The 24,174-nt window shown below is 74.5% G+C and carries 5 protein-coding genes; 1 reads left to right on the top strand and 4 read right to left on the bottom strand.

Translation table 11 applies throughout. The features are described from left to right. Window positions 1–12: 12 nt before the first annotated feature. The 4 genes from ACVW19_RS02465 to ACVW19_RS02480 form a co-directional block, all read right to left on the bottom strand. Complete coding sequence (locus tag ACVW19_RS02465) at window positions 13–18,591, bottom strand: non-ribosomal peptide synthase/polyketide synthase (protein WP_457456136.1); 18,579 nt, start codon at window positions 18,589–18,591, stop codon at window positions 13–15. Between the two features lie 126 nt (window positions 18,592–18,717). Beyond that, on the bottom strand, window positions 18,718–20,067 hold the full coding sequence (locus tag ACVW19_RS02470) for a serine hydrolase domain-containing protein (protein WP_457456138.1): 1,350 nt from the start codon (window positions 20,065–20,067) through the stop codon (window positions 18,718–18,720). A 92-nt stretch (window positions 20,068–20,159) separates the two neighbouring features. After that, on the bottom strand, window positions 20,160–21,368 hold the full coding sequence (locus ACVW19_RS02475; RefSeq protein WP_457456140.1) for a cytochrome P450: 1,209 nt from the start codon (window positions 21,366–21,368) through the stop codon (window positions 20,160–20,162). 890 nt (window positions 21,369–22,258) lie between these two features. Then, window positions 22,259–23,011, bottom strand: a complete 753-nt coding sequence (locus ACVW19_RS02480) for a thioesterase II family protein (protein WP_457456142.1) — start codon at window positions 23,009–23,011, stop codon at window positions 22,259–22,261. Window positions 23,012–23,633: 622 nt separating this feature from the next. Here ACVW19_RS02480 and ACVW19_RS02485 point away from each other — a divergent pair. Continuing rightward, window positions 23,634–24,080 (top strand): nitroreductase family deazaflavin-dependent oxidoreductase, encoded by a 447-nt coding sequence (locus ACVW19_RS02485; protein WP_457456143.1) that lies wholly within the window; start codon window positions 23,634–23,636, stop codon window positions 24,078–24,080. The last annotated feature ends 94 nt before the right edge of the window (window positions 24,081–24,174 follow it).

Below are 24,174 nucleotides of genomic sequence, written 5' to 3' on the forward strand. Positions count from 1 at the left end.
GTCGTCCGGTCCTCACCGTTCTTCGTGGTCGTTGTCGCCGCGTGCGGCGTCTTCGAGTTCGCTCAGCACCTGTTCCTCCACCAGGTCCGCCAGGGCGGCGACGGTGCGGTGGACCAGGACGTCGCGGGGCGTGAGGGTCACGCCGAAGGCGTCGCCCGCGCGGGAGGCGATGAGCAGGGCGCGCAGGGAGTCACCGCCCAGGGCGAAGAAGTCGTCCTCGGCGCCCACGGCGGTCTGCAGGGCCTCCTCCCACAGCGCGGCGACGGCCTCCTCGGTGGGGGTGCGGGGCGGCACGTGCCCGGCGGTCCGCTCCTGCGCCCGAGGGCTTGGCGCGGGCAGCGCGGCCCGGTCGGTCTTGCCGTTCTCCGTGAGCGGGAACCGGTCCAGCGTCACGAACGCCGAGGGCACCATGGGGCCGGGCAGGGTGCGGGCTGCGAAGGCCCGCAGTTCCGCGCCGGCGGGCGGCTCGGCGCCGGGCGCGACGAGCAGGTGGGCCACCAGGCGCGGCAGCCCCGGTTCGTCCTCTCGCACGCCCACCACGGCGTCCAGCACCGCCGGGTGGCGTACCAGGGTCGCCTCCACCTCGCCGGCCTCGATGCGGTGGCCGCGCAGCTTGAGCTGGTGGTCGGTGCGTCCGAGGTAGTGCAGTTCGCCGCGGGTGTCGCGCCGGACCAGGTCGCCGGTGCGGTACATGCGGCTGCCGGGCGGTCCGAACGGGTCGGCGGTGAAGCGGGTCGCCGTCAGGCCGGGGCGGCCCAGGTAGCCGCGGGCCAGGGCCGGTCCGGCGAGCCACAGTTCGCCGGGCACGCCGTCGGGGACGGGGCGCAGACGTGCGTCGAGGACGTAGGCGCCGGTGGCGGGCAGCGCGCGGCCGATGGGCGGCGCGGTGCCGTCCGGTTCCAGCGGGTCGGACCAGGTGGCGACGACGGTCGCCTCGGTGGGCCCGTAGGAGTTGACCATCCGGTGGTGCGGTGCCCACCGGGTGACCGGTTCGGCCCGGCAGGCGTCCGCGCCGACCACCAGGGTGCGCAGGTCCGGCAGGGTGCCGGGGGTGTCCGGCGGGAGGGTGGTGAGCGCCGCGGGCGGCAGCAGGGTGTGCGTGATGCGCGCGGTGCGCAGGAAGTCGGCCAGCTCGGCGCCGAGCAGCGGGCCGGGCGGCGGTACGACGAGGGCCGCGCCGCTCGGCAGGGACATGCACAGCTCCAGCACGGAGGCGTCGAAGCTGGGCGTGGCGAAGGCCAGGACGCGGTCCTGGGCCCGGACCTGGTAGTGCGCGGCCTCGGCGGCGGCGAAGCCGGCCAGTCCGCGGTGGGTGACGACGACGCCCTTGGGGGTGCCGGTGGAGCCGGAGGTGTAGATGACGTACGCCGGGTCGTCGAGGTGGAGGGGGCGGACACGGTCGGTGTCGGTGGGCCGGTGACCGGGTGTGCCGTCGGGTGGCGCGGCGAGCAGGCCGGCGACCTCCTCGGCGGTGAGGGTGACGGCGGGGTCCGCGTCGCGCAGCATCAGCGCGACCCGTTCGGCCGGGTAGCCGGGGTCCACCGGGAGGAAGGCGGCGCCCGCCTTGACCACGGCGAGCTGGGCGAGGACCATGTCCGCCGAGCGCGGCAGGACCAGCGCGACGATGTCGCCGGACCCCGTCCCGCGTGCGATGAGCCGGTGCGCCAGCCGGTTGGCGTGTGCTTCTGCTTCGCTGAAGGTCAGCAGCGACTCCCCCGTGTCGAGGGCCGTTCGGTCGGGCCACCGGTCGACCGCGGATTCGATCAGCGCGGGCAGCGTCGCCGGGGTCACCGGCGGCAGCTGCGGGCGAGCGGGGCCGTGCAGCAGCCGGTGCCGTTCACCGGGCGGCAGCACCTCGACCGCGTGCAACGGCGCCCGGTCACCGGATGCGGCGAGGGCGGTCAGGGCGTGCATCAGCCGGGCGGCCAGGGCGCGGGCCGTGGTCTCCTCGAAGTACCGGGGATCGTAGCCGAGTTCCACGCTCAGCTCGTCGCCGGGCGAGATCACCACGGTGAGCGGGTAGTTGGTCGCCTCGCGGGCGTCGAGGTCCCGGATGCGCACGCCGTTCGCGCCGGCCGTGGCGTCGCCGACCGGGTAGTTCTCGAAGACCAGCAGGCTGTCGAACAGGGATGTTCCAGGGGGCAGTTCGCTCCACTGGTGGAGGTCCGTCAGCGGCACGTGGTCGAAGCGCCGGTCCTCCGCGCGGGCGGCCTGCAGCTCCCTCAGCCACGCGGCGCAGGGCGTGGACTCGTCCACGGTGACCCGCGCGGGCAGGGTGGTGATGAACAGGCCGGTGATCGTGTCGGCGCCCGGCAGGTCGGCGGGCCGGCCGGAGACGGTGGTGCCGAAGCACACCTCCCGCTCGCCGCTGAAACGCGCCAGCAGCAGCGCCCAGGCGCCCTGCACCAGCGTGTTGAGGGTGAGCCGGTGGCGGCGGGCGAAGTCCGTCAGCCGGGCCGTGCCGTCGGCCCCGAGCCGCTGGGACAGCCAGGTCCCCGACCGGGCGGCGGCGCCCGGGGCGGGCCTGCGGTCGTACGGCAGCGGGGTGGGTGCGGCGTAGTCGGCGAGGGCGGCCTTCCAGTGTTCCTCGGCTGCGGCGGTGTCCCGGCCGGCCAGCCAGGCGGCGTAGTCCGCGAAGGGCCGCCGCTGCGGCAGCCGCGGCTCGCTGCCGGCGGCGAGCGCGGCGTGCGCGGCCATCACGTCCGACAGCACGTGGAAGACGCTCCACCCGTCCAGCAGGAGGTGGTGGAAGGTCCACACCACGCGCACCTCGTCGGGGCCGAGCCGGATCAGGGTGACGCGCAGCAGTGGGGGACGGTCCAGGGCGATGCCGCGGGCGCGGTCCTCGTCGAGCAACCGTCCGAGTTCGGTGTCCCGCTGCGCCGGGTCCAGTCCGCTCCAGTCGAGTTCGGTGACGGGCAGGGTCACGTGGCGGTGCACGGTCTGGAGGGGAGCCGGGGCCTCGCCCAGGGCCACGGCGGTCCGCAGCACGGGTGTGCGGTCCACGACGTGCTGCCAGGCGGCCGCCAGCAGTCGGGGCTCGCGCACGCCGTCCGCGACGAAGGTGATCTGCTCGACGTACAGGCCCTCGCCGGGCTCGTCCATGCCGTGCACGACCATGCCGGTCTGCGTGGGGGTGAGGGGGTAGACGTCCGCCACGTCACGCCCGTCGCCGGCAAGCCGGTCGACGGCCGCCTGGTCCAGTGCGGCCAGCGGGAAGTCCGAGGGGGTGCGGCCACCCGCGCCCGGCTCGGCGCAGTGCCGGACGATCCGCCGCAGTTCCTCCACGGTCTCCTCCGCGAGGCGTGCGACGGTGTCGTGCCGGTGCACCTGCCGGGAGTACGACCAGGTGAACTCCAGCCGCTTGTCGGTGACCCGGCCGAGGACGTCGATGAGGTGCGGCCGGTCCGCCGCGCGGTCCATACCGCCGGTCAGCCCGCCGTGGGGCGCGTGCAGCAGACCGCCCTCAGCCGCGTTCCAGTCCTGCTGTCCCAGGTAGTTGAAGCCCACCTGCGGCAGGCCGGGCAGCTCACGTCCCGCCGTGGGGTGCAGGTGACGCAGCGCGCCGTAGCCCACTCCCCCGCGTGGCACGGCCCGGAGGTTCTCCTTGACCGTCTTCAGCGCGGCCTTGAGGTCGGCGTCGCGGGGCACGTCGAGGCCCACGGGGAACATGGTGGTGAACCAGCCGACGGTACGGGAGAGGTCGACGTCGTCGAAGAGGTCCTCGCGGCCGTGGCCCTCCAGCGCGATGACCACCCGGTCCTGTCCCGTCCAGCGGGCCAGGACCCGGCCGAGGGCGCACAGCAGGACGTCGTTGACGCGGGTGCGGTAGGCGTCCGGCACGTCCTTCAGGAGCCGGCGGGTGTCCTCGCCGCCCAGGCTCACCGTCACGGTCTCCTCGTGGGCGGCGGTGTTGCAGCCGGTGAGGTCGGTCGGCAGCGCGGTGGGGCGCAGGCCGCTCCAGTGCGCGATCTCGTCGTCGAAGCCGCCGTCGGCGGTGTGCGCGGCCAGGCGCCGGGCCCAGGTGCGGAAGGAGGTCGTCTTCGCCCCCGGATCGGGGGTGGCGCCGGTGCGCAGCGCCCGGTGGGCGGCGTCGAGGTCCTCCAGGATCACGCGCCAGGACACCGCGTCGACGACCAGGTGGTGGGCGGCCAGCAGCAGGACGGGCGGCCGGTGGTCGTCCGGGCGGCACAGGGCGGCCTTGAGCAGCGGCCCTTGTGTCAGGTCGAATCCGGAGCACAGGCCTGCGGCCACGGCGGCCGGCGTCTCGGGCGTGTCGTGCACCTCGAGGTACGGCGCGGCACCGGGCGGGGTGCCGTGCTGGCGCCACCGGCCGTCGCCGGCCAATTCGTAGCGCATGCGCAGCGCGTCGTGCTGTTCCAGCACCGCCGCGAGGGCGGCGCGCAACAGCGTCTCGTCGGTGTCGGACGCCAGCTCGAAGGAGACCGCCTGGGTGAAGCGGGCCGGGTCGCCGGTGAGGGTGTCGAACAGCCAGTGCTGTACGGGCGTGAGGGGGACGTCTCCGACGACCGGGCCCTGTTCGGCACTGACCGTCGCGGCCGGGAACTCCTCGACCACCGTGGCCAGTTCGGCGACCGTCTGGTGCTGGAAGAGGTGCCGGGGGGTCAGCGCGAGTCCGGCCCGGCGGGCGGCGGAGACGATCTGGATGCCGAGGATGGAGTCGCCGCCGAGCGCGAAGTAGTTGTCCGTCGCGCCCACGTCGGCCACGCCCAGCACCTCGGACCAGATCGCGGCGAGCGTCCGCTCGGTGGCGGTGCGCGGCGGCCGGGTGCCCCCCGTAGTGGTGGCGGCCGACCACACCGGTTCGGGCAGGGCCCGCCGGTCCAGCTTGCCGGTGGCGCCCAGCGGCAGTCGCTCCAGCGGCACCACGACCGCCGGGACCAGGTGGTCGGGCAGCGTCCGGGCGAGGAAGGCACGAAGGTCGACCGGTGCCGGGGCGTCGCCGCCGCGGGGCACGGCGTAGCCCACGAGGCGCTTGTGGCCGTCGTGCTCCACGACCCGGGCGGCGGCCGCGGCCACCTGCGGGTGCCGGGCCAGCGCGGCCTCCACCTCGCCGAGCTCGATGCGGAAGCCGCGCACCTTCACCTGGTCGTCGGTCCGGCCGAGGTACAGCAGGTCACCGTCGGCCGTCCAGCGGACCAGGTCGCCGGTGCGGTACATGCGGCTGCCGGGAGGGCCGAAGGGGTCGGCGAGGAAACGGGACGCGGTCAGGCCCGGCCGGTTCAGGTAGCCGCGGGCCACGCCGGTCCCGGCGAGGTACAGCTCGCCGGGCGCCCCGACGGGCACGGGGCGCATGCGGGCGTCGAGGACGTAGGCGCGGGCGCCGCCGACGGGCCGGCCGATGGGCGGGACCCGGTCGGGGTCCGCCGGGTCGCAGGTGAAGGCGGTGGCGTAGACGGTGGCCTCGGTGGGGCCGTAGATGTTCATGACCCGGCAGCCGGGGATCGTCGCGCGCACCTGGCGGACGGCGCGGGCGGGCAGCGCCTCGCCGGCCAGGACGACGGTGTCGGCCGTGACGTGCACGGTGTCCTCGGCCAGCAGGCGGCCCAGGGCGGAGGGGACGGCGCTGAGCAGTCCCGCACGCCACGGCTCGGGCCGTTCGGCGAGGGCCAGCAGATCGCGGACGACCTCGACGTGGCCGCCCGCCAGCAGCGGCGAGAGTACCTCGAACACCGACACGTCGAAGGTGAGCGACGTGGAGGCCACCACGTGGGAGAGCCCGCGGCCGGTGAACTCGGCGGCGGCCCAGTCGGTCAGCGCCACCACCGAGGCGTGGGAGACGACGACGCCCTTGGGCCGGCCGGTGGAGCCGGAGGTGTGGATGACGTAGGCGGGGTGGTCCGGCAGCAGCCTGCCACGGCGCTCGCCGTCACCGACGGGGTCGGCGGACGCGGCGGCCAGACGCCCGGCGCAGGCCGCGTCGTCCAGGGTGATCCGCGTGTACGGACCGTCCGGCAGCCGCGCGGAGGTCTCCGCGCAGGTGATCACCGCGTCGGGCCGCACGTCCTCGAAGAGGAAAGCGATGCGCTCCGCCGGGTGGCCGGGGTCGACCGGAAGGTAGGCGGCACCGCTCTTGAGGACCGCGAGGAGCGCCACGATCAGGTCGGCGGTGCGGGGCAGGGCCAGCGCGACGAACCGCTCCGGTCCGGCCCCGGCCTCGATCAGGAGGCGGGCCAGCCGGTTGGCGCGCTCGTCGAGCTGCCGGTACGTGAGGTGCTCGGCGCCGGCGGTCACGGCCGGGGCGTCGGGGGTGCGGGCGGCCTGTGCCGCGAAGGCGTCCGGGAGGGTGCGGTGCGGCAGCCCCGCCACCGGTCCCGCGAGCCGGTCCAGCAGGCGGCGTCCGTCGTCCGGTTCGAGCGCCGGCAGGTCGGCCAGGCGGTGGTCGGCGTCGGCGGCGATCCGCGTCAGCAGTGTGCGCAGGCTCGCGCCGAGCCCTTCGACCGTGGCGGCGTCGAAGGCCGCCGGGTCGTAGTCGAGGGACACCGTCACGTCGTCACCGGGGGCGACGACCACGCTGAGCGGGTAGTTGGTCGGCTCCAGGTCGCGTTCCTGCTCGACGGCGATGCCGTGCCGGGCCAGGGCGCCTTCGTCGAACGGGTAGTTCTCGAAGACGACGATGCTGTCGAACAGGTTGGTGCCGCCGGGCACCTCGCTCCAGGTCTGCAACTGGGCGAGGGAGACGAAGTCGTGGCGCCGGGCCTCCGACTGGGCGGCCTGCACCTCGCGCAGCCATTCCAGCAGGGGGCGCCCACCGTCGATCCGCAGCCGGGTGGGCAGGGTGTTGATGAACAGGCCCACCATGGAGGTCACGCCGGGCAGTTCGGCCGGGCGGCCGGACACGGTCGTGCCGAAGACGACGTCCACGCCGCCGCCGTAGTGGTGCAGCAGCAGCCCCCAGGCGCCCTGGAGCACCGTGTTGACGGTCAGCCCGGCCCGCTGCGCGGTCTCCTTCAGCCGCGCCGACACCTCCTGCCCGAGGGCCACCCGGACCGTTCCCGACGAGGACGTGCGGTGGGCCTCGGCGGGGCGCCGGTCGCGCGGCAGTTCGGTGGGGACGGCGAACCCGGCGAGGGTCTCGCGCCAGTGGCGCTCCGCACGGCCGGTGTCCTGGGCGGCCAGCCACCGCAGGTAGTCGGCGAAGGGCGCCCGGTCGGGCACCTGCGGGCGGTGTCCGGCGGTCAGGGCCGCGTACCGCTCGCACACCTCGTCGAACACCTGGGCCGCGCTCCAGCCGTCGAGCAGGACGTGGTGGAACGTCCACACCATGCGCACCCGGCCCGGTGCCAGCCGGATCAGCGCGAGCCGCATGAGCGGGGCCGCGCCGAGGTCGATCCCGGTCCGCCGGTCCGCGTCGAGCAGCGCCTCAGTCTCCCGCGCGCACCGCTCGGCGGGCCACCCGGACCAGTCGTGGTGGGTGACGGGCACGACGGCCCGCCGCTCCACCACCTGGAGGGGCTCGGCGGTCTCCTGCCACACCAGGCGGGTGCGCAGGATCGGGTTCGCGTCCGCCGTGCGCTGCCACGCCTCGGCGAGCGCGTGCGGGTCGGTGACGCCGCACAGCACCACCTGCACCTGGTTCACGTAGGTGCGGGCCTGGGGGTCCATGAGGCTGTGGAACAGCATGCCCGCCTGCATCGGCGTCAGCGGGTACACGTCCTCGACCGTGCGTCCGTCTCCCGCGAGCCGGTCGACGGCGGCCTGGTCGAGCCGGGCCAGCGGGAAGTCCGAGGGCGTGCGGCCGCCGGCGTGCGGGGCGGCGCAGTGCGCGACGATCTCTTCCAGTGACCGCAGCATGCCCTCGGCGAGAGAGGCGACCGTCTCCTCGCGGTGGCGTCCGCCGCTGTAGTGCCAGGTGATCTCCAGTTCGTCGTCCTCGACCCGGGCCACCACGTCCAGCAGGTGCGCACGCGGCGCCCCGGGGTCCTCGGCGCCGCCCAGACCGCCGGGAACGGCCCGGACCAGCGCGCCGCCGTCGGCCGACCAGTCGAACCGGCCCAGGTAGTTGAAGCTGATGCCGGGCAGCGGTGCGGCGGCGAGCCGCTCGTCGCCCGCCAGGTGGCGCAGGGCGCCGTAGCCGACGCCCCGGTCGGGTACGGCCCGCAGCTGCTCCTTCACGGACTTCAGTGCGGCGCCCCAGTCCCCCTCGGGCAGTTCGAGGGCGACCGGGAAGAGGCTGGTGAACCAGCCGACCGTGCGGGACAGGTCGAGGTCGTCGAAGAGCCGGTCCTCGCGGCCGTGTCCCTCCAGTCCCACGGCGACGGTGCCGCGGCCGGTCCAGTCGGCCAGCACGCGGCCCAGGGCGGTCAGCAGGACGTCGTCGATGCGGGTGCGGTAGACGCCGGGAACCCTGCGCAGGAGGTCGTCGGTCCGTCGGCGGTCGAGGCGTACGGTCACCGCGCGCAGGTCGGCGACGGTGTTGCCGCCGTCGAGGTCCACCGGCAGCGGGTCGGCGCAGTGCCGCGACACGGTCTCCCAGTGGGCGCGCTGAGCGGCGAAATCTGCCTCTCCGGTGCGCCCGGTGAGCCGCCGCACCCATTCCCGCACGGACGTCGTGCGCTGCGGCAGCCGTATCCGCTCGCCGGCCAGGGCCTGCCGGTAGGCGGTCTCCAGGTCCTCCAGAAGGACGCGCCAGGAGACACCGTCGACGACCAGGTGATGGGCGGTCAGCAGCAGGCGTGCGTCCCGGTCCGCGCCGGTGAACAATCGGGCGGCGATCAGCGGGCCGGTGTCCAGCCGGAAGCCGGTGTGCGCCTCCTTCGAGAAGCGGGCCTCGGCCTCCTCGGCGGCCTCCGCCTCGAGACCGTTCAGGTCGTGGATCCGCAGCAGCCGGGGGACCTCGGTGTCCGGGGCGGCGTACTCCTGGTGCCAGGTCCCGTCCGCGGCGCGGGTGAAGCGGGCGCGCAGGGCGTCGTGGTGGGCCCACAGCGCGGCCAGGGCGGCGCTCAGCGCGTCGGCGTCCACGCCCTCCGCCGTCTCGACGACCACGGACTGGTTGAAGTACTCCGGGCGCGGCGGCTCGGCGTCGAGGAACCAGCGCTGGATCGGGGTGAGCCCGACCTCGCCGGTCACCGGGCCGGTGCCCGCGACGGCCTGGGCGGCGCCGGTCGCGGCGGTGGCCAGGGCGGCGAGCGTGGGGTGCCGGAACAGGTCCCTCGGGGTCAGCGCGAGCCCCGCGGTGCGGGCGCGGGAGACGACCTGGATGCTGACGATCGAGTCGCCGCCCAGCATGAAGAAGTTGTCGTCGACGCCGACCTGTTCCACGCCGAGGAGTTCGGCCCAGACACCGGCGAGCACCCGCTCGGCTTCGGTGCGCGGCGCGCGGTAGGCGGTGTCGGCCACCACCGACAGGTCGGGTTCGGGCAGGCGTCGCCGGTCGACTTTGCCGTTCGCGGTCAGGGGCAGCTCCGCCACGGTGACGAACGCGGCCGGGACCATGTAGTCGGGCAGTTCGCCGGACAGGCGGGCGCGCAGCTCGGCCGCCGGCGGCACCACCGCGCCGGGGGCGGGTACCAGGTGGGCCACCAGGCGTTTGCGACCCGCGTGCCGCGACACCGACACCACCGCCTCGGCGATCGCCGGGTGTGCGGTGAGCCGGGCCTCGATCTCGGCGGGTTCGACGCGGAAGCCGCGGATCTTGATCTGGTCGTCGGCGCGTCCCACGAAGTGCAGTTCGCCGTCGGCGCTCCAGCACACGATGTCGCCGGTGCGGTACATCCGTGTGCCGGGCGGGCCGAACGGATCGGCCAGGTAGCGGGCCGCCGTCGCGCCGGGGCGTCCGGTGTAGCCACGGGCCACTCCGGCGCCTGCGAGGTACAACTCGCCCGGAACGCCGGGTGGTTGCGGCTGGAGCGCGCTGTCCAGGACGTACACGCGGGTGTCGTCCAGGGGGCGGCCGATGGGCAGTGTCGCGGGCAGCGCGTCACCGGCGCGGAAGGCCCGCCGGGTGGCGAAGGCGGTGGTCTCGGTCGGGCCGTACACGTCGACGACGGTGAGGTCCGGGCAGGCGTCCAGCACGCGCCGTACGGCGGAGCCGGGCACGGCCTCGCCGCCGGTCCACACCTCGCGCGCGCCGGTCAGACATGCGGGGTCCTCCTGGGCGAGGAGACGGAACAGGCCCACCGTCAAGAACAGGCAGCTCACACCCTGTTCGGTGATCGCGTGGCGCACGGCGGCGGCTTCCAGGTCTCCCGGCGGAGCGAGCACGGCCGTGCCGCCGCGCAGCAGCGGCACCCACACCTCGTAGGTGGAGGCGTCGAAGGCGTGCGGGGAGTGCACGAGGACCCGGTCGTGACGGGCGAAGGCACGGTCGAGGGCGAGCGCGGCGACGTCCCGCTGCCGCGCCGCCACGCCCTTGGGGTTGCCGGTGGAGCCGGACGTGAACATGAGGTACTGGACGGTGTCCGGGTGCACGCGCGGCACAGCCGTGGGTGCCGGGACCGCTGCGTCGTCGTCCGGCCGCAGCACGCGGCCTTCCGGGAGAAGGGCCGCAGCCGTCTCCTCCCAGGCCCTGTCCGTGAGCAGCAGGTCGGTACCGGCTTCACCGAGCATCGTGCGCAGCCGCTCCCGCGGCGCCCTGCCGTCGAGCGGGACGTACACCCCGCCGAGGCGGGCGAGGGCGACCTGGGTGACGACGAGGTCGACCGAGCGGTCCATCAGGACGCCGACGGGGACCTCCGGACGGACCCCGAGCGCGGCCAGCCGGCCGGCCAGTGCCCCGGCCCGGTCGTCGAGTTCGCGGTAGGTGAGCCGCTCGTCGCCGGCCAGCAGCGCGACGGCGTCGGGGGTGCGCCGCACTTGCTCGGCGAACAGGCCCGCGGCGGTCGCCGCAGGGGTACCGGTGGCGGTGTCGTTCCACGCGTGGAGCACCTGCTCACGCCGGGCGGCCGTCAGCAGGGGCAGGCGGGCGGGCACGCTCTGAGGTGCGGTGGCGAAGCCCTCCAGCAGGACGGTGAGGTACTCGGCCATCCGCTCGACGGTGGCGGCGTCGAAGAGGTCCGGGTCGTAGCCGAGGCGCAGGGCGAGCCCCGTGCCGGGGTAGGCGACCAGGCTGAGCGGGTAGTTGGTGGTCTCGATGCCGTCCAGGCCGCTGAGCCGCAGCCCGTGCGCGGCGGCGAGGCCGTCGTCGACCGGGTAGTTCTCGAACACCACGATGCTGTCGAACAGGGCGACGCGTTCGGGCAGTTCGGTGAACGCCCTCATGTGGTGCAGCGGCACGTGGTCGTGGCGGCGGTCCTCGCTCTGCTCGTGCTGGAGCCGGCCCAGCCAGGTGAGCAGCGTCTCGTCCCGTGGCACGGTCACGCGGGTGGGCAGGGTCGCGATGAACAGGCCGGTCATGGCGTCGGCCCCGGGCAGCTCGGGCGGCCGTCCGGAGACGGTGGTGCCGAAGACCACCTCGTCGCGGGCCGCCAGGCGGCTCAGCAGCAGCGCCCAGGCGCCCTGCACGAGGGTGTTCAGGGTCAGGCCCGCCGTCCTGGCGAGGCCCTCCAGTGCCCGGGTGGTGGTCTCGGGCACCGTGACGCGTACCGCCTGCGTCGACTCCGCGCGGTGGCTCTCGCGGGGTTCGCGGTCGAAGGGCAGCGCGGTGGCCTCGCTCAGGCGGTTCAGGCGGGTCCGCCAGTGCCGTTCGGCCTCGGCCCGGTCTGCGCGGTCCTGCAGCCAGGCGACGTAGTCGCGGAAGGGGCGGCGGTCGGGCGGCGGGACGTCCGCGGCGCCCGCCAGGCCGGCGTGGCACGCGAAGACGTCGGAGAGGACCTGGAACAGGCTCCAGCCGTCCAGGATCAGGTGGTCGAAGGACCACACGACACGGACCGCGCGGTCGGAGACCCGGGCCAGCACCAGGCGCTGGAGCGGCGCGCGCGTCAGGTCGACGCCGCGGGCGCGGTCGCGCTCGAGCAGTTCGCGCAGCCGCTCGTCCCGCTCGGCGTCGGACAGGCCGCGCCAGTCCAGGTGCTCCACCGGCACGGCGGCGTGGCGCTGCACCACGAGAAGCGGCTCGGGCACGTCCTGCCACACCACGCGGGCGCGCAGCACCGGCGTGCGGTCCGTGACCCGCTGCCAGGCGCCCGCCAGCACGGCCGGGTCCTCCACGCCGTCCAGGACGAACGTCAGCTGCTGGAAGTACACGCCGCGGTCGTCCTGCGAGAGCCGGTGGAAGAGCATGCCGGCCTGGGTGGGCGTGAGGGGGTGGATGTCCTCCACACCGGCGGGGTCCTCGCCCGCGATCCGGTCGACGTGCGTCTGGTCGAGCCGGGCCAGCGGGAAGTCCGAGGGGGTGCGTCCGGCGGCGCCGGGCCGGGCCGCGTGGTGGGCGAGGCCGGCCAGCGCGTCGGCGAACCGTCCGGCGAGGTCCGCGACGGTGTCCCGCCGGTGCAGCTCGTCCGAGTAGAACCAGGTGAACTCCAGGCTGTCGCCGTCCAGCCGCCCCACGACCTCCAGGGCGTGCGGGCGTGACGCCGAGGGGTCGGCGTCCAGCTCCAGCGGACGGAACGGCCCGCCGTACAGACCCTCGGAGGTCTCGGAGAGCCCGAAGCGGCCCAGGTAGTTGAAGCTGATCTGCGCGGTGGTCGCCGGGAGCGGTGTGGCGTCGCGGCCCGGCAGGGCCAGGACGCCGTGGCCGAGGCCCTGCCGGGGCACCGCGCGCAGGTGCTCCTTGACCTGCTTGAGCACGGCGTCCCAGTGCGCCTCGGGCGGGACGGCGAGGGCGACGGGGTGGCGGGTGGTGAACCAGCCGACGGTGCGGCTGGTGTCGACATCGGCGAACAGTTCCTCGCGGCCGTGGCCTTCGACGTCCACCAGTACCCGGTCGTGACCGGTCCAGTCGCACAGCACCCGGCCGAGGGCGGCGAGCAGGACGTCGTTGGCCCGGGTGCGGTAGGTCTCGGGCAGTGTGCGCAGCAGCACGTCGGTGTCCTCGGGTCCGAGGCGTACCGTCACCGAGCGCTGTGAGGCGTAGGTGTTGGTGCCCGTCCGGTCCGACGGCAGGGCGGTCCGGGCGCCTTCGGTCGCCCGCGTCCAGTAGGCCTTCTCGTCGTCGAAGCCGCCGGCGGCGGCGTGCGCGGCGAGGCGCTCGGCCCAGTGCCGCAGCGGGGACGACTTCCGGGGCAGCGCCGCCGCTCCGTCCCGGCCGGCGCGGCGGGCGCGGTAGGCCCGGTCGAGGTCCTCAAGCAGCAGGCGCCAGGAGACTCCGTCGACGACGAGGTGGTGGACGGCCAGGTGCAGCACGTGCGGCCGTCCGGGGCCCCGGTCGTGCAGTACGGCACGCAGCAGCGGGCCGTGGCGCAGGTCGTGGGGGCCGAGGTGCGGGGTGTCGGTGTCCGGACCGGTGTGGCGCGCGAGGCGGCAGCGGGCGGCCGGGACGTCGATCAGCCACCGTACGCCCGCCTCGTCGGTGAGGAAGCGGGAGCGCAGGGCGTCGTGGTGGGCGATCACGTCGTTGAGGGCGTCTTCGAGTGTCCTCGCGTCGACGCCGGCGTGCAGTTTCACCGAGAGGGTCTGGCCGAAGTGCCCGGCCCGCTCGGCGGCACTGTCGAAGAGCCAGTGCTGGATGGGTGTCAGTGGCGCGGAGCCGGTTGCCTCGACGGGTGCGGACGCGGCGGCGGGCCGCCGGCTTCCCGCCTCGTCGGCGCAGCGGGCGAGGGCGGCGACCGTCTGGTGCCGGTAGACGTCCCGCGAGGTGATCGTGAGGTCCGCCTGCCGGGCCCGGGCCACGACCTGGATGCTGAGGATGGAGTCGCCGCCCAGCGCGAAGAAGTTGTCGTCCGCTCCGACCCGCTCCACGTGCAGGACGTCGGCCCAGATGGCGGCGAGGGTCCGTTCGGTGGGGGTGCGGGGCGCGACGTGGCGTGTGACGGGTTCGGCCGGCGCCGGGTCGGGGAGCCGGTCGCGGTCCAGTTTGCCGTTGGGGTTGAGCGGCAGGGCGGGCAGCACCACGATGGCCGAGGGGACCATGTAGTCGGGCAGGGTGCGCCCGAGTTCGCGGCGTACCGCCTCCGGTTCCACGCGGGCGGCGGGGGCGGGGACGACGTATCCGGCCAGGCGGCGGTGGCCGTCGCCGTCGCGGACGGTCGCGGCGGCCTCGGCGACGCCCGCGCAGCGGCGCAGGGCCTCCTCGACCTCGCCCAGTTCGATGCGGAAGCCGCGCACCTTGACCTGCTGGTCGACGCGGCCGAGGTACTCGAGCCGGCCGTCGGCGGTCCAGCGCACCAGGTCGCCCGTGCGGTACATGCGGTCGCCGGGGACGCCGAAGGGGTCGGCGACGAAGCGCGCGGCGGTCAGACCGGGGCGTCGCAGGTAGCCGCGGGCCAGTCCACCACCACCGAGGTACAACTCACCGGTGACACCCGGAGGTTGGGGGCGCAGCAGGCGGTCCAGCACGTAGGCGCGGGTGCGGGCGACGGGACGGCCGATGGGCGGGGCCTGGTCGGGGACGGTGCCGTCGGCGAACCAGGCGGTGGCGTAGACGGTGGCTTCGGTCGGGCCGTAGATGTTCGCCACCTCGGCCGAGGGCATGGCGTCCCTGATGTCCCGCACGGTCCGGGCGGGCAGGGCCTCGCCTGCCAGGACGACGGTGTCCGCCTCGACTGCGCTGTCGCCGCCGACCACACGGGAGAGTACGGACGGGACACCGCTGAGGAGCCCGGCCCGGCGGGGTCCGGGGCTGTCGGCGAGGGCCGGGAGGTCGGCGACCACCTCGACGCTGCCGCCGGCCAGCAGGGGGCACAGCAGCTCGAAGACGGACACGTCGAAGTTGAGGGAGGTGGACGCGACGACGTGCGCCAGCCCGCGCGGGCCGAACGTCTCCTTGGCCCAGGCGGCCAGCGCGGCCACGCTGCGGTGGGTGACGATCACGCCCTTGGGTCGGCCGGTGGAACCGGAGGTGTAGATGACGTAGGCGGGGTGGGACGGATCGAGTGGCCGGGCCCGGTCGGCGTCGGTCAGGTCCGAGGCACCGGCATCGGACGGCTCGGCGTCCTCCAGGAGCAGCGCGTCCTCCAGGAGCAGTGGCTCGCAGTCGTCGGGGAGCGCGTGGGCGGTCTCACGGGTGGCGACGACGAGGGCGGGGGCCGCGTCGGCGAGCATGAAGCGGATCCGCTCGGCCGGGTAGCCGGGGTCGACGGGCAGGTATCCGGCGCCCGACTTCAGGACGGCCCACAGCACCGGCAGCAGGTCGGCGGAGCGCGGCAGGCACAGCGCCACCAGGGACTCCGGACCCGCGCCGTGCGTCGTCAGCAGCCGGGCGAGCCGGTTGGCACGCCGGTTCAATCCGGCGTAGTCCAGTCGGGCCTCGCCGCAGGTCACGGCGGTCCGGTCGGGGGTTTTGGCCACCTGCGCCTCGAACAGCGCCGGGAGCGTGGCGCCGTCGGCGTGGTCGCCGGCCGGCGCGGGCGGGTTCCAGGAGTCGAGGAGTGTGCGCCGCTCGTCGTCCGACAGCAGCGGCAGTTCGGCCAGAGTCCGGTGCGGGCCGTCCGCCATGCCTTCCAGCAGGCGGTGCAGCTGCCGGCTCATCCGGGCCACGGTCGCCGCCTCGTACAGGTCGGTGTTGTACTCGACCGTCAGCTCGCAGCCGCCCTCGGCGCGCGGCGCGAACTCCAGCACGAGGTCGAAGCGGGCAGCCGGACGGGGCAGCGGATGCTCCTCGATCCGCGCCCCGGCCGCCAGCGGAGGCCGGACGGGCGCCGCCTGCTGCACCACCAGTACCTGCACCAGCGGAGTGCGACTGGGGTCTCTGGGCGGGGCAAGTTCCTCGACCACCCGGTCGAACGGCACGCCGTCGTGCGCGAAGGCGTCCAGCACGGTCGCGCGCACGGACTCCACGAACCGGTCGACCGTGACGGTGTCGTCGACTTCACCGCGCAGCACGACGGTGTTGGCGAAGAAGCCCGTCACGTCCTCCAGTTCGCGGCGGCCCCGCCCGTTGGTGACCGTCCCGAACGCCACGTCCCGCTGTCCGGAGTAGCGGGAGAACAGCACGGCCGCCGCCCCGGCGAACAGCGTGAAGACGGTCGTGCCGCGGCCCTGGGCCAGTTGCCGCAGCCGGTCCACCAGGTGCTTCGGGAGGTTGTGGCGGTGTGCCGCGCCCGCGGTGGTGCGCACCGCCGGCCGGGGCCGGTCGGTGGGCAGTTCGAGTTGCTGCAGGCCGGCCAGGTGGCGCTTCCAGTAACCGAGGTCGTCGGCGTCCGCGTCGCCGGTGCGCCGCTCGCGCTCCCACAGCGCGAAGTCCGGGTACTGCACGCCCGGCTGGGGGAGGCCGTCCGGTTCGCCGCAGGCCTCCGCGCGGTAGAGCGCCGTCAGGTCCCGGGTCAGGACGCCGATCGACCAGCCGTCGGTGACGATGTGGTGCTGGGCCAGCAGCAGGACATGGTCCTCGGGTGCACGGCGGACGAGCAGCGCCCGGGTCAGGGGCCCGGTCGTCAGGTCGTGGGGATGGCGCAGTTCCTCGGTCAGCAGGCGCTCGACGGCGTCGTCTTGCCGGTCGGCGGGCAGCTGCTCGACGTCGGAGGTGCGCAGGGGCAGGTCCGCCTCGGGGGCGATCAACTGGACGCCCTGGCCGTCGACGGTGGCGAAGGTGGTGCGCAGGGAGTCGTGGCGGGCGGCGAGCCGGGCCAGGGCGCGTCGCAGGGCCGGCGTGTCGAGCGGGCCGCGCAGCCGCAGCGCCACGCCGGTGTTGTACTCGGTTCCACCGTCGGTGAGGTCGTCGAGGAACCACAGGCGTCGCTGGGCGCTGGAGAGCGGGACGGGCTTTCCGCGCGGGGCGGAGGGGATCGGGTCCGGCGGCGCGGCGGCGGACGGCTCGGCGGCCAGCGGGGCGAGCGCGGCGACGGTCCGTGCGGTGAACACGTCGCGCAGGGAGAGCCGGGCGCCGAGGACTTCCCGGATCCGCGTCAGGGTGCGGGCGGCGAGGATCGAGTCGCCGCCCAGGTCGAAGAAGTCGTCGGTGGCTCCGACGGCGTCGACGCCGAGGACGTCGGCCCAGATCGCGGCCAGGGCCCGCTCGTCGCCGGTGCGCGGCTCGACGTGCTCCTCGGTCCGCGCGCCGCCGGGGGCGGGCAGGGCCCGCAGGTCGATCTTGTGCTGCGGAGTGAGCGGCAGCGCGTCCAGGACGACGACGGCGGAGGGCACCATGTGGGCCGGCAGGGCGGCGGCGAGGGCAGCGCGCAGCCGGGCGGGCTCTGGTCGGCGGGCCGGGTCGGCGGGCGTGACGTAGCCGACGAGCCGGCCGCCGGCGGGGTCCTCGTCACGGACCACTACGACGGCCTCACGGACGCCGGGGAAACGGGTCAGGGCGGCCTCGATCTCGCCGGGTTCGATGCGGAAGCCGCGCACCTTGACCTGCCGGTCGACCCGGCCGAGGAACTCCAGCTCGCCGTCCGACCTGCGGCGCACCCGGTCGCCGGTGCGGTAGAGGCGGGCGCCGGGCGGTCCGAAGGGGTGGGCGACGAACCGGGTCGCGGTCAGGCCGGGGCGGCCGAGGTAACCGCGGGCCAGCCCGTCGCCGCCCACGTACAGCTCGCCCTCGGTGCCGGGTGGCACCGGGCGCAGTGCCGCGTCCAGGACGTGGGCCTCGGTGCCGGGCAGCGGGCTGCCGATGGCCGGTGTGCCGGTGCCGGCGGTGAGCGGTCCGGTCCAGGTGGCGACGACGGTGGCCTCGGTCGGCCCGTAGGAGTTGATCATGTGGCGGCCGGGTGCCCACCGGTCGACGAGCGCGGCCGGGCACGCCTCGGCCCCGACGATCAGGGTGCGCAGGTGCGGTGCGCCGCCGGTGTCCGCCGGGTCGGGCAGGGTGGCGAGGGCGGCGGGCGGTATGAGGGCGTGGGTGATGCGGTGCTCGTCCAGGACGGCGGCCAGTTCGTCGCCCAGCCAGGGCCCGTCCGGTGGTACGACCAGCAGGGCGCCGGACAGGACGGAGATGCACAGCTCCAGTACGCAGGCGTCGAAGCTGGGCGAGGAGAACTGCAGCACGCGGTCGCCCGGGCCGACGGCGTACCGCTCGGCGGCGGCCGCGGCGAAGGCACCGATGCCGCGATGGGTGACGGTGACGCCCTTGGGGGTGCCGGTGGAGCCGGAGGTGAAGATGACGTACGCCGCGTGGTCGGGGAGCACCCGCCTCTCGGCCGGGTTCGCCTCCTGGTCCCCGGCGCCCATCAGCGCGCGGATTCGGTCCGGGTCGTCCAGGACGACGGCCGGTGCGGCGTCGGCGAGCATCAGGGCACGCCGTTCGGCCGGATAGTCGGGGTCCACGGGGAGGAAGGCGGCACCGGCCAGGGCAACGGCCAGCTCGGCGGCGATCAGTTCCATCGAGCGCGGCAGGACAAGCGCCACCGTCCGCTCCGGTCCGGCGCCGCTGCCGACGAGGTGGGCGGCGAGACGACCGGCTCGCCGCGCGAGTTCCCCGTACGACCAGGTACGTCGGCCGTCGGTCACCGCGGGGGCGTGCGGGTCGCGCGTCACCCACCCGGCGAACAGCTCACCGAGCGGAACGGGACGGGTGGCATGGTCCGCGCGGGCCGACGGGCTCGTGTCGGCCGGTGCGGAAACGGGCGCGGCGGGGCGCTGGGCGTGCGGGTACGTCATCGGGATGAAGTCCTTCAGGCGTGGGGCGGCGCGTGGACCCGGCGCGCCGGTCTCGGGCAGCCCGCGGGCACACCGGAGCGGTGCGGGGGTCCGGGCGTGCGGGGCGGATGCGTGACGCGGGCGCGGTCAGACGGCGCCGGTGCGGCGCGCGGTGCGTCCGGATATCTGCAGGCGGTCGATGGTCCCGGTGGCGGGGTCGCGGTGGAAGCGGCCGCCGGGTTCGTGCCGGCCGGTTGCCGGGTCGACCAGATCGCAGGACAGGTCCGGGTAACACACCAGTGGTATGGGGTAGTCGCCGTCGACGGACAGGGTCGGTGCGCCGGCCCCGTCGAGCTTGACCGCGTACTCGGTGCCCCCGTTGCGGTAGGTGCCGGCGCATTCCGGCAGCGGTACGGCGCGGCAGCGGTGGGCGGTGGCCGGCGAGGCCGGCACGCGTATGCCGGTGAGTCGGGTGAGGTCGGCGGCGAGGTCCCGCCACAGGGCGGTGGCACCGCCGGCGTTGCCGGTGAAGGCGACGACGACGCCGCTGTCCGGCTCGGCCCGCAGATGGCAGGAGGTGCCCTGGGCGTTGCCGTCGTGGCCGCACCACACGCGGCCGTCCTGCTGGAAGAGGGCGAGGCCCAGGCCCCAGGAGTCCGCCAGGGCACCCGGGTCGGCGGCCGGTTCGGGACGGCGCATCCGGGCGGCCGCGGACGCGGGCAGGACGGTGGACCTGCCGATGACGGCCCTTCCCAGGGCCACCAGGTCCTCGGCGCTCGCCAGCAGGGCTCCGGCCGGAGCCTCCACCGGGGCGAGGTTCTGGTGGGCCGGGCGCACCAGGCCCGTGGCCGTGTTGAGGGCGTGGCCGGTGGCGACCGGCCGCGCGGGGGTGGCGTCGCCGAGGAAGGCGGGAACGATGCCAAGGGGTTCGAGGAGGAGCGCTCGCAGTGCTTCCTGCCAGGTCATGCCCGTCACTTCGGACATGATCCGGCCGGCGGCGACGTAGCCGGCGTTGGAGTAGGAGAAGCCGGTTCCCGGCGGGAACAGGGCGCCCTGCGTGGTGCAGACCGCCGAGAGGTAGCGCGTGGTGGTGGTGCCGGCGGCGCTGTCGGAGTCGGGCCCGGTGGGCAGGCCGGCGGTGTGACTGAGCAGGTGACGCGCGGTCACCTCGGGCAGTAACCTGAATTCGGGCAGCAGTTCGGCGACGGGCTCGTCGAGGTCGAGGTCTCCGTCGTCGGCGAGGAGCAGCACGGCGGCGGCCGTGCCGAGCTTGGTGACGGAGCCCAGGGGGACGGCCGTGTCGGCGGTGAACAGGGTTCCCGTCAGGGCGTCGGCCGTTCCGGCGTGCACGCTGAGGGTGTGCGTTCCGGTGTGGACGGCCAGTTGGGCGCCGGGCACGCGGTGGACGCGCGCGAGGGAGTCGATGCGGCTCTGCAACTCCTGGCGCAGCGGGGACGATGGTCGGTCGGCGGCCGGAGCGGCGGCGGTGTACAGCATGAGCAGGAGACTCCTGGGGAGAGCGGGTGCGGGGAGGGAACACGGACGGGCCCGCGGGTGAGCGGTGCGGGACCTGAGCGTGTCGACGCGCGTCACGGTCTGGTGACGGCGCTCGGCAGGTGGCGTACGCCGACGATGACGGCCGGGTTCTGGTACGTGACGTCGCCGTAGGAGGGGACCGCGAGAGCGGGAAAACGTTCCATCAGCATGTGCAGCGCGATCCGTGCTTCCGGCCGGGCCAGCGGTGCGCCGAAGCAGAAGTGGATGACGTGGCCGAAGGTCGGATGGGGATTCGGACTGCGGGCCACGTCGAAGACGTCCGGAGCGGTGAAGCGGGAGGGGTCACGGTTGGCAGCGTCCAGGTGCACCATCAGAAGGGTGTCGGCCGGGTCCTCCTGGCCGCCGAGCACCACCGGCCGGGTGGTGCGCCGTCCCAGCTCGGGGAAGGGCTGCAGCCAGCGCACTACCTCCTCGGCGGCGTCCGGCAGCCGGCCGGGGCTCTCGCACAGCGCGGCGAGGGTTCCGGGGTGCCGGTCGAAGGTGACCACGGCGTTGCCGGGCAGCGCGGTGGTGGTGACGCGCCCGGCGATCAGCGGCAGGGCGACGAATCCGACGATCTCCTCGTCCACCAGGCGCGCTCCGTCCACCTCGGCGGTGAGGAGTCTGCTGGTGAGGTCGTCCCCGGGGTGGGCGCGGCGGTGCCGGATGTGGTCCAGCACGTAACCGTTCATCTCGCGCACGGTCGGGGCGATGGCTTCCGGCGCCCGTTCCAGGTCGGCCGTGTCGAGGCTGTCGCCGAGCTGGTCGCCGCCGAAGCGGGTACCGGCCCACTCCTCGAACAGTCTGTGGTCGTCGGCGGGGATGCCGAGGAGTTCGGCGATCACGATGATCGGCAGGGGGTGGGCGAGGGTGTCGACCAGGTCGAACCGGTCCCGGTCGGCGACACCGTCGAGCAGGCTCGCGCACACGGCCTCGATGCGTGGTTCGAGCCCGTGGACCACTCTGGGGGTGAAGGCCTGGCTCGCCAAGATGCGGAGTTTGCGGTGTTCCGGCGGGTCCGTGCCGACGAGGTTTCCCTGCCGGAAGGCCTCGAAGTCCTGCTGGGCGGGGGTGATCGGTATGAGGTCGGACGAGTACGTCGCCGGGTCGGCGAGAACGGCGGAGACCCCTTGGTGGTCCACGACACGCCACTGCTTCCGCCCTTCGTCGTAGGTCACGGGGCCCGCCTCGCGTAAGGACCGCCACCGGTCGGCTGACGCGTCCAGGGGCGATTCGGTCCCGGACAGTTGTGTGCTGGTCACCGTTCCTCCTTGGGTGAGGGCGCGCGGGCCCGGCGGTGGGTCACCGACGGTGCTGTGAGTTCGCCGGGCGGGGCGGGAAGCCGTGGCCGTCATGGGCGTGGTCAACGGGTATGGCACCGGTCGGCAGTCCTCGCTCCGCGCCAGGTAGCCGACTCGCGGTCGGGCTGGGCCGGTCGCCGCTCGGGAGCCACCCGCCCGTCCGCCCCCGCACGGGATACCGGTGGCCCCCGGGGTGTCAGCAGACCTGGGGACAGGTTCCGCACGACGGGGCGGCGGCTCCGAGCGGCCTGGGCGCCCGCCGTGCGGCCGGCAGGCCCGCAGGCCCGCAGCCTGGTGACACGTGCGACGGGCACCCCACAGACATCACCACATCCCCCCGATTTTCCTGCGCAGGGGCCCCGCGCAGGACTCTTCTGTCCCACGATCCAGTGCTTTTTTCGTGCCAAGAACGCACTTCGACCCGATACCTCCGGGCCGAATGCGCTCACAGTTTTCACGTTGGGTCACACAATGGCAACCCCCCGAAACCGGAGGGGAGATGCCCAGTCAGCGGCCCGTCGCTAGGGGCGTGTACCCGTCGACCCACACTCAAACCCCTTGCATCAACGGAGAATCGACTTCCCTCACGGCAACCGGGCCATGACCGCCGCCACCTGCACCATCCGCCTCAAACGCATGGCCACCCACCCCGTGGGTTTCGGCCAGACTCGGCAACGGCATGTCTGAACACCGCCCGTGCCGGGCCCCTTGGCGGGCGTCCGGCACACGGGGAAACGACTCGGCGCATGAAGGAAGCCACCGGCGCTCACGACCACCGTGCGCGCGCGGGCGTACACCAACCTGCTCTCTGTAGTACCGCAAGCCCCCGCGAGCCGCGAACACACCGCCCGTCATCGCCCGTAGGCGTCGGCGCACTCGGCGACGAGCCGCACGACGGTGTCCGGATGGTCCGCCAGGAAGAAGTGCTCCCCGGGGAGCACTTTCAGCCGGAAACCGGCCGTGGTGTGGCTTTTCCAGGCTGCGGCCTCCTCCGGCGCGACCTGCGGGTCCCGGTCCCCGGTCAAACAGAGGACGGGTGTGTCCACCACGGCGTCGGGGACCGGCCGGTACCGGGTCACCGCCCTGTAGTCATTGCGCATGACGGGCAGGAACAGGTCCATGAGATCCGGGCTGCGGACGATCGCCGGGTCGGTGCCGCCGAGACCGGCAAGGTGGTCGAGGATCTCCTGGTCGGAGTCGAGAGCCGGGATCTCGCGCGGTACCGACGGGGCGGTCCGGCCGGAAACGACGAGACGGCAGTGCGCCGTCAACCGGTCGCGCCCGAGCCGGAGTACCGACTCGAAGGCAACGGACGCCCCCATGCTGTGGCCGACGAGCACGAGCGGCACGGGCTCCGCCGCCCATCGTCGCAGGGACGGCATCAGCCGGTCGGCGAGTCCTTCGAGGGTCGCCACGAACGGTTCGCCGAAGCGCTCCTGCCGCCCCGGGTACTGAACGGCCGCGACGTCGTACCCCTCGGGGAACCGCCGCGCGAACGGCGCGTAGAACGAGGCGGCGCCACCGGCGTGCGGAAAGAAGAGCACGCGCGCGCGAGGTGGCACGGCACCGCGCAGTGGTCTGATCCAGGGGTCCTTGCCCTCCATCGGAGCTTCCCGCCCTTCTTCCTTCTCTTCCCTGCGGCCGGAGTTACGCGCCCGGCCGGCCCGCTGTGACCATCGCCGACCGTACGGTGCCCGCGCGCCGACCGTCGAGGGGCACCTCGCGGGGCGCGACTGCCAGGTGCCCGGTGCCCGGGGGCGGCAGAGATCGGCCGGTGCGTGACCTTCGTCTACCGGAAACCGGGTTTGTCCGGTGACGGCAAGGGCTGCAGTCGGCGGGCAGTCGCCGCCCGTCGGCGGGACAGCGGACCCCTCCGGACCGCCGGGTGTCGGCGGCAGGGTGCGCCGGGCCACCCGGTCGGCGGGGACATCGGCCACGTGCGGCACCTGAAGCGGGACGACGGGTGCTCAGCCGAAAGCACGGTCACAAGGATGTCAATGCCATGCGTGCGCGCACTTTCCGCGCCCGCCCATACGCTTCGCCGGCCGGGGTCCGACGGTGCGGGCGCGCATCACGGTGCCGTGGACACGCCGACGGCGCCGTGACGACCGGGGTCCTGCGCCGGTGCGGCCGAGACTGGTCCCGGAGCGGATGCGTCCCGTGCGCTTCGGTGGTGCACGGGAAACCGAGTCAGCCGCGGAACGCGACGACGATGGGACGGATGCCATGCCTCTCGAGGGCGAGTACGAACCCAGTCCGACACAATGGGTGCGCGAGCAGGTGGAGCTGTACGAGAACTCCGGCGGGACGCAGGGAACGACCCTGCGGGACACCGGCCTGCCCGTCGTCCTGCTGACCAGCCGGGGTGCCAGAAGCGGCAAGCTGCGCAAGACCCCGCTGATGCGGGTCGAGCACGAGGGGCGCTATGCGGTGGTGGCCTCACTGGGCGGAGCGCCCAGGCACCCGGTCTGGTACCACAACCTCAAGGCCCATCCGCAGGTCGAACTCCGGGACGGACCGGTGCGGCAGGACATGACGGCTCGCGAGGTGACCGGGGCGGAGAAGACCGACTGGTGGGAGCGAGCCGTCGCGGCCTTCCCTCCCTACGCCGAGTACCAGGAGAAGACGGACCGGGAGATCCCCGTGTTCGTGCTGGAGGCGAAGGAGGGGTGACGCGGGGATGACCCGGCCGGCGGGGCGCTCGCGCGCACCGGGACGCTCCCGTGGGCCCGGTGCGCATGAACCACCCGGCAGCCGGGCACGCCTG

Source organism: Streptomyces sp. TE5632 (assembly GCF_054061295.1).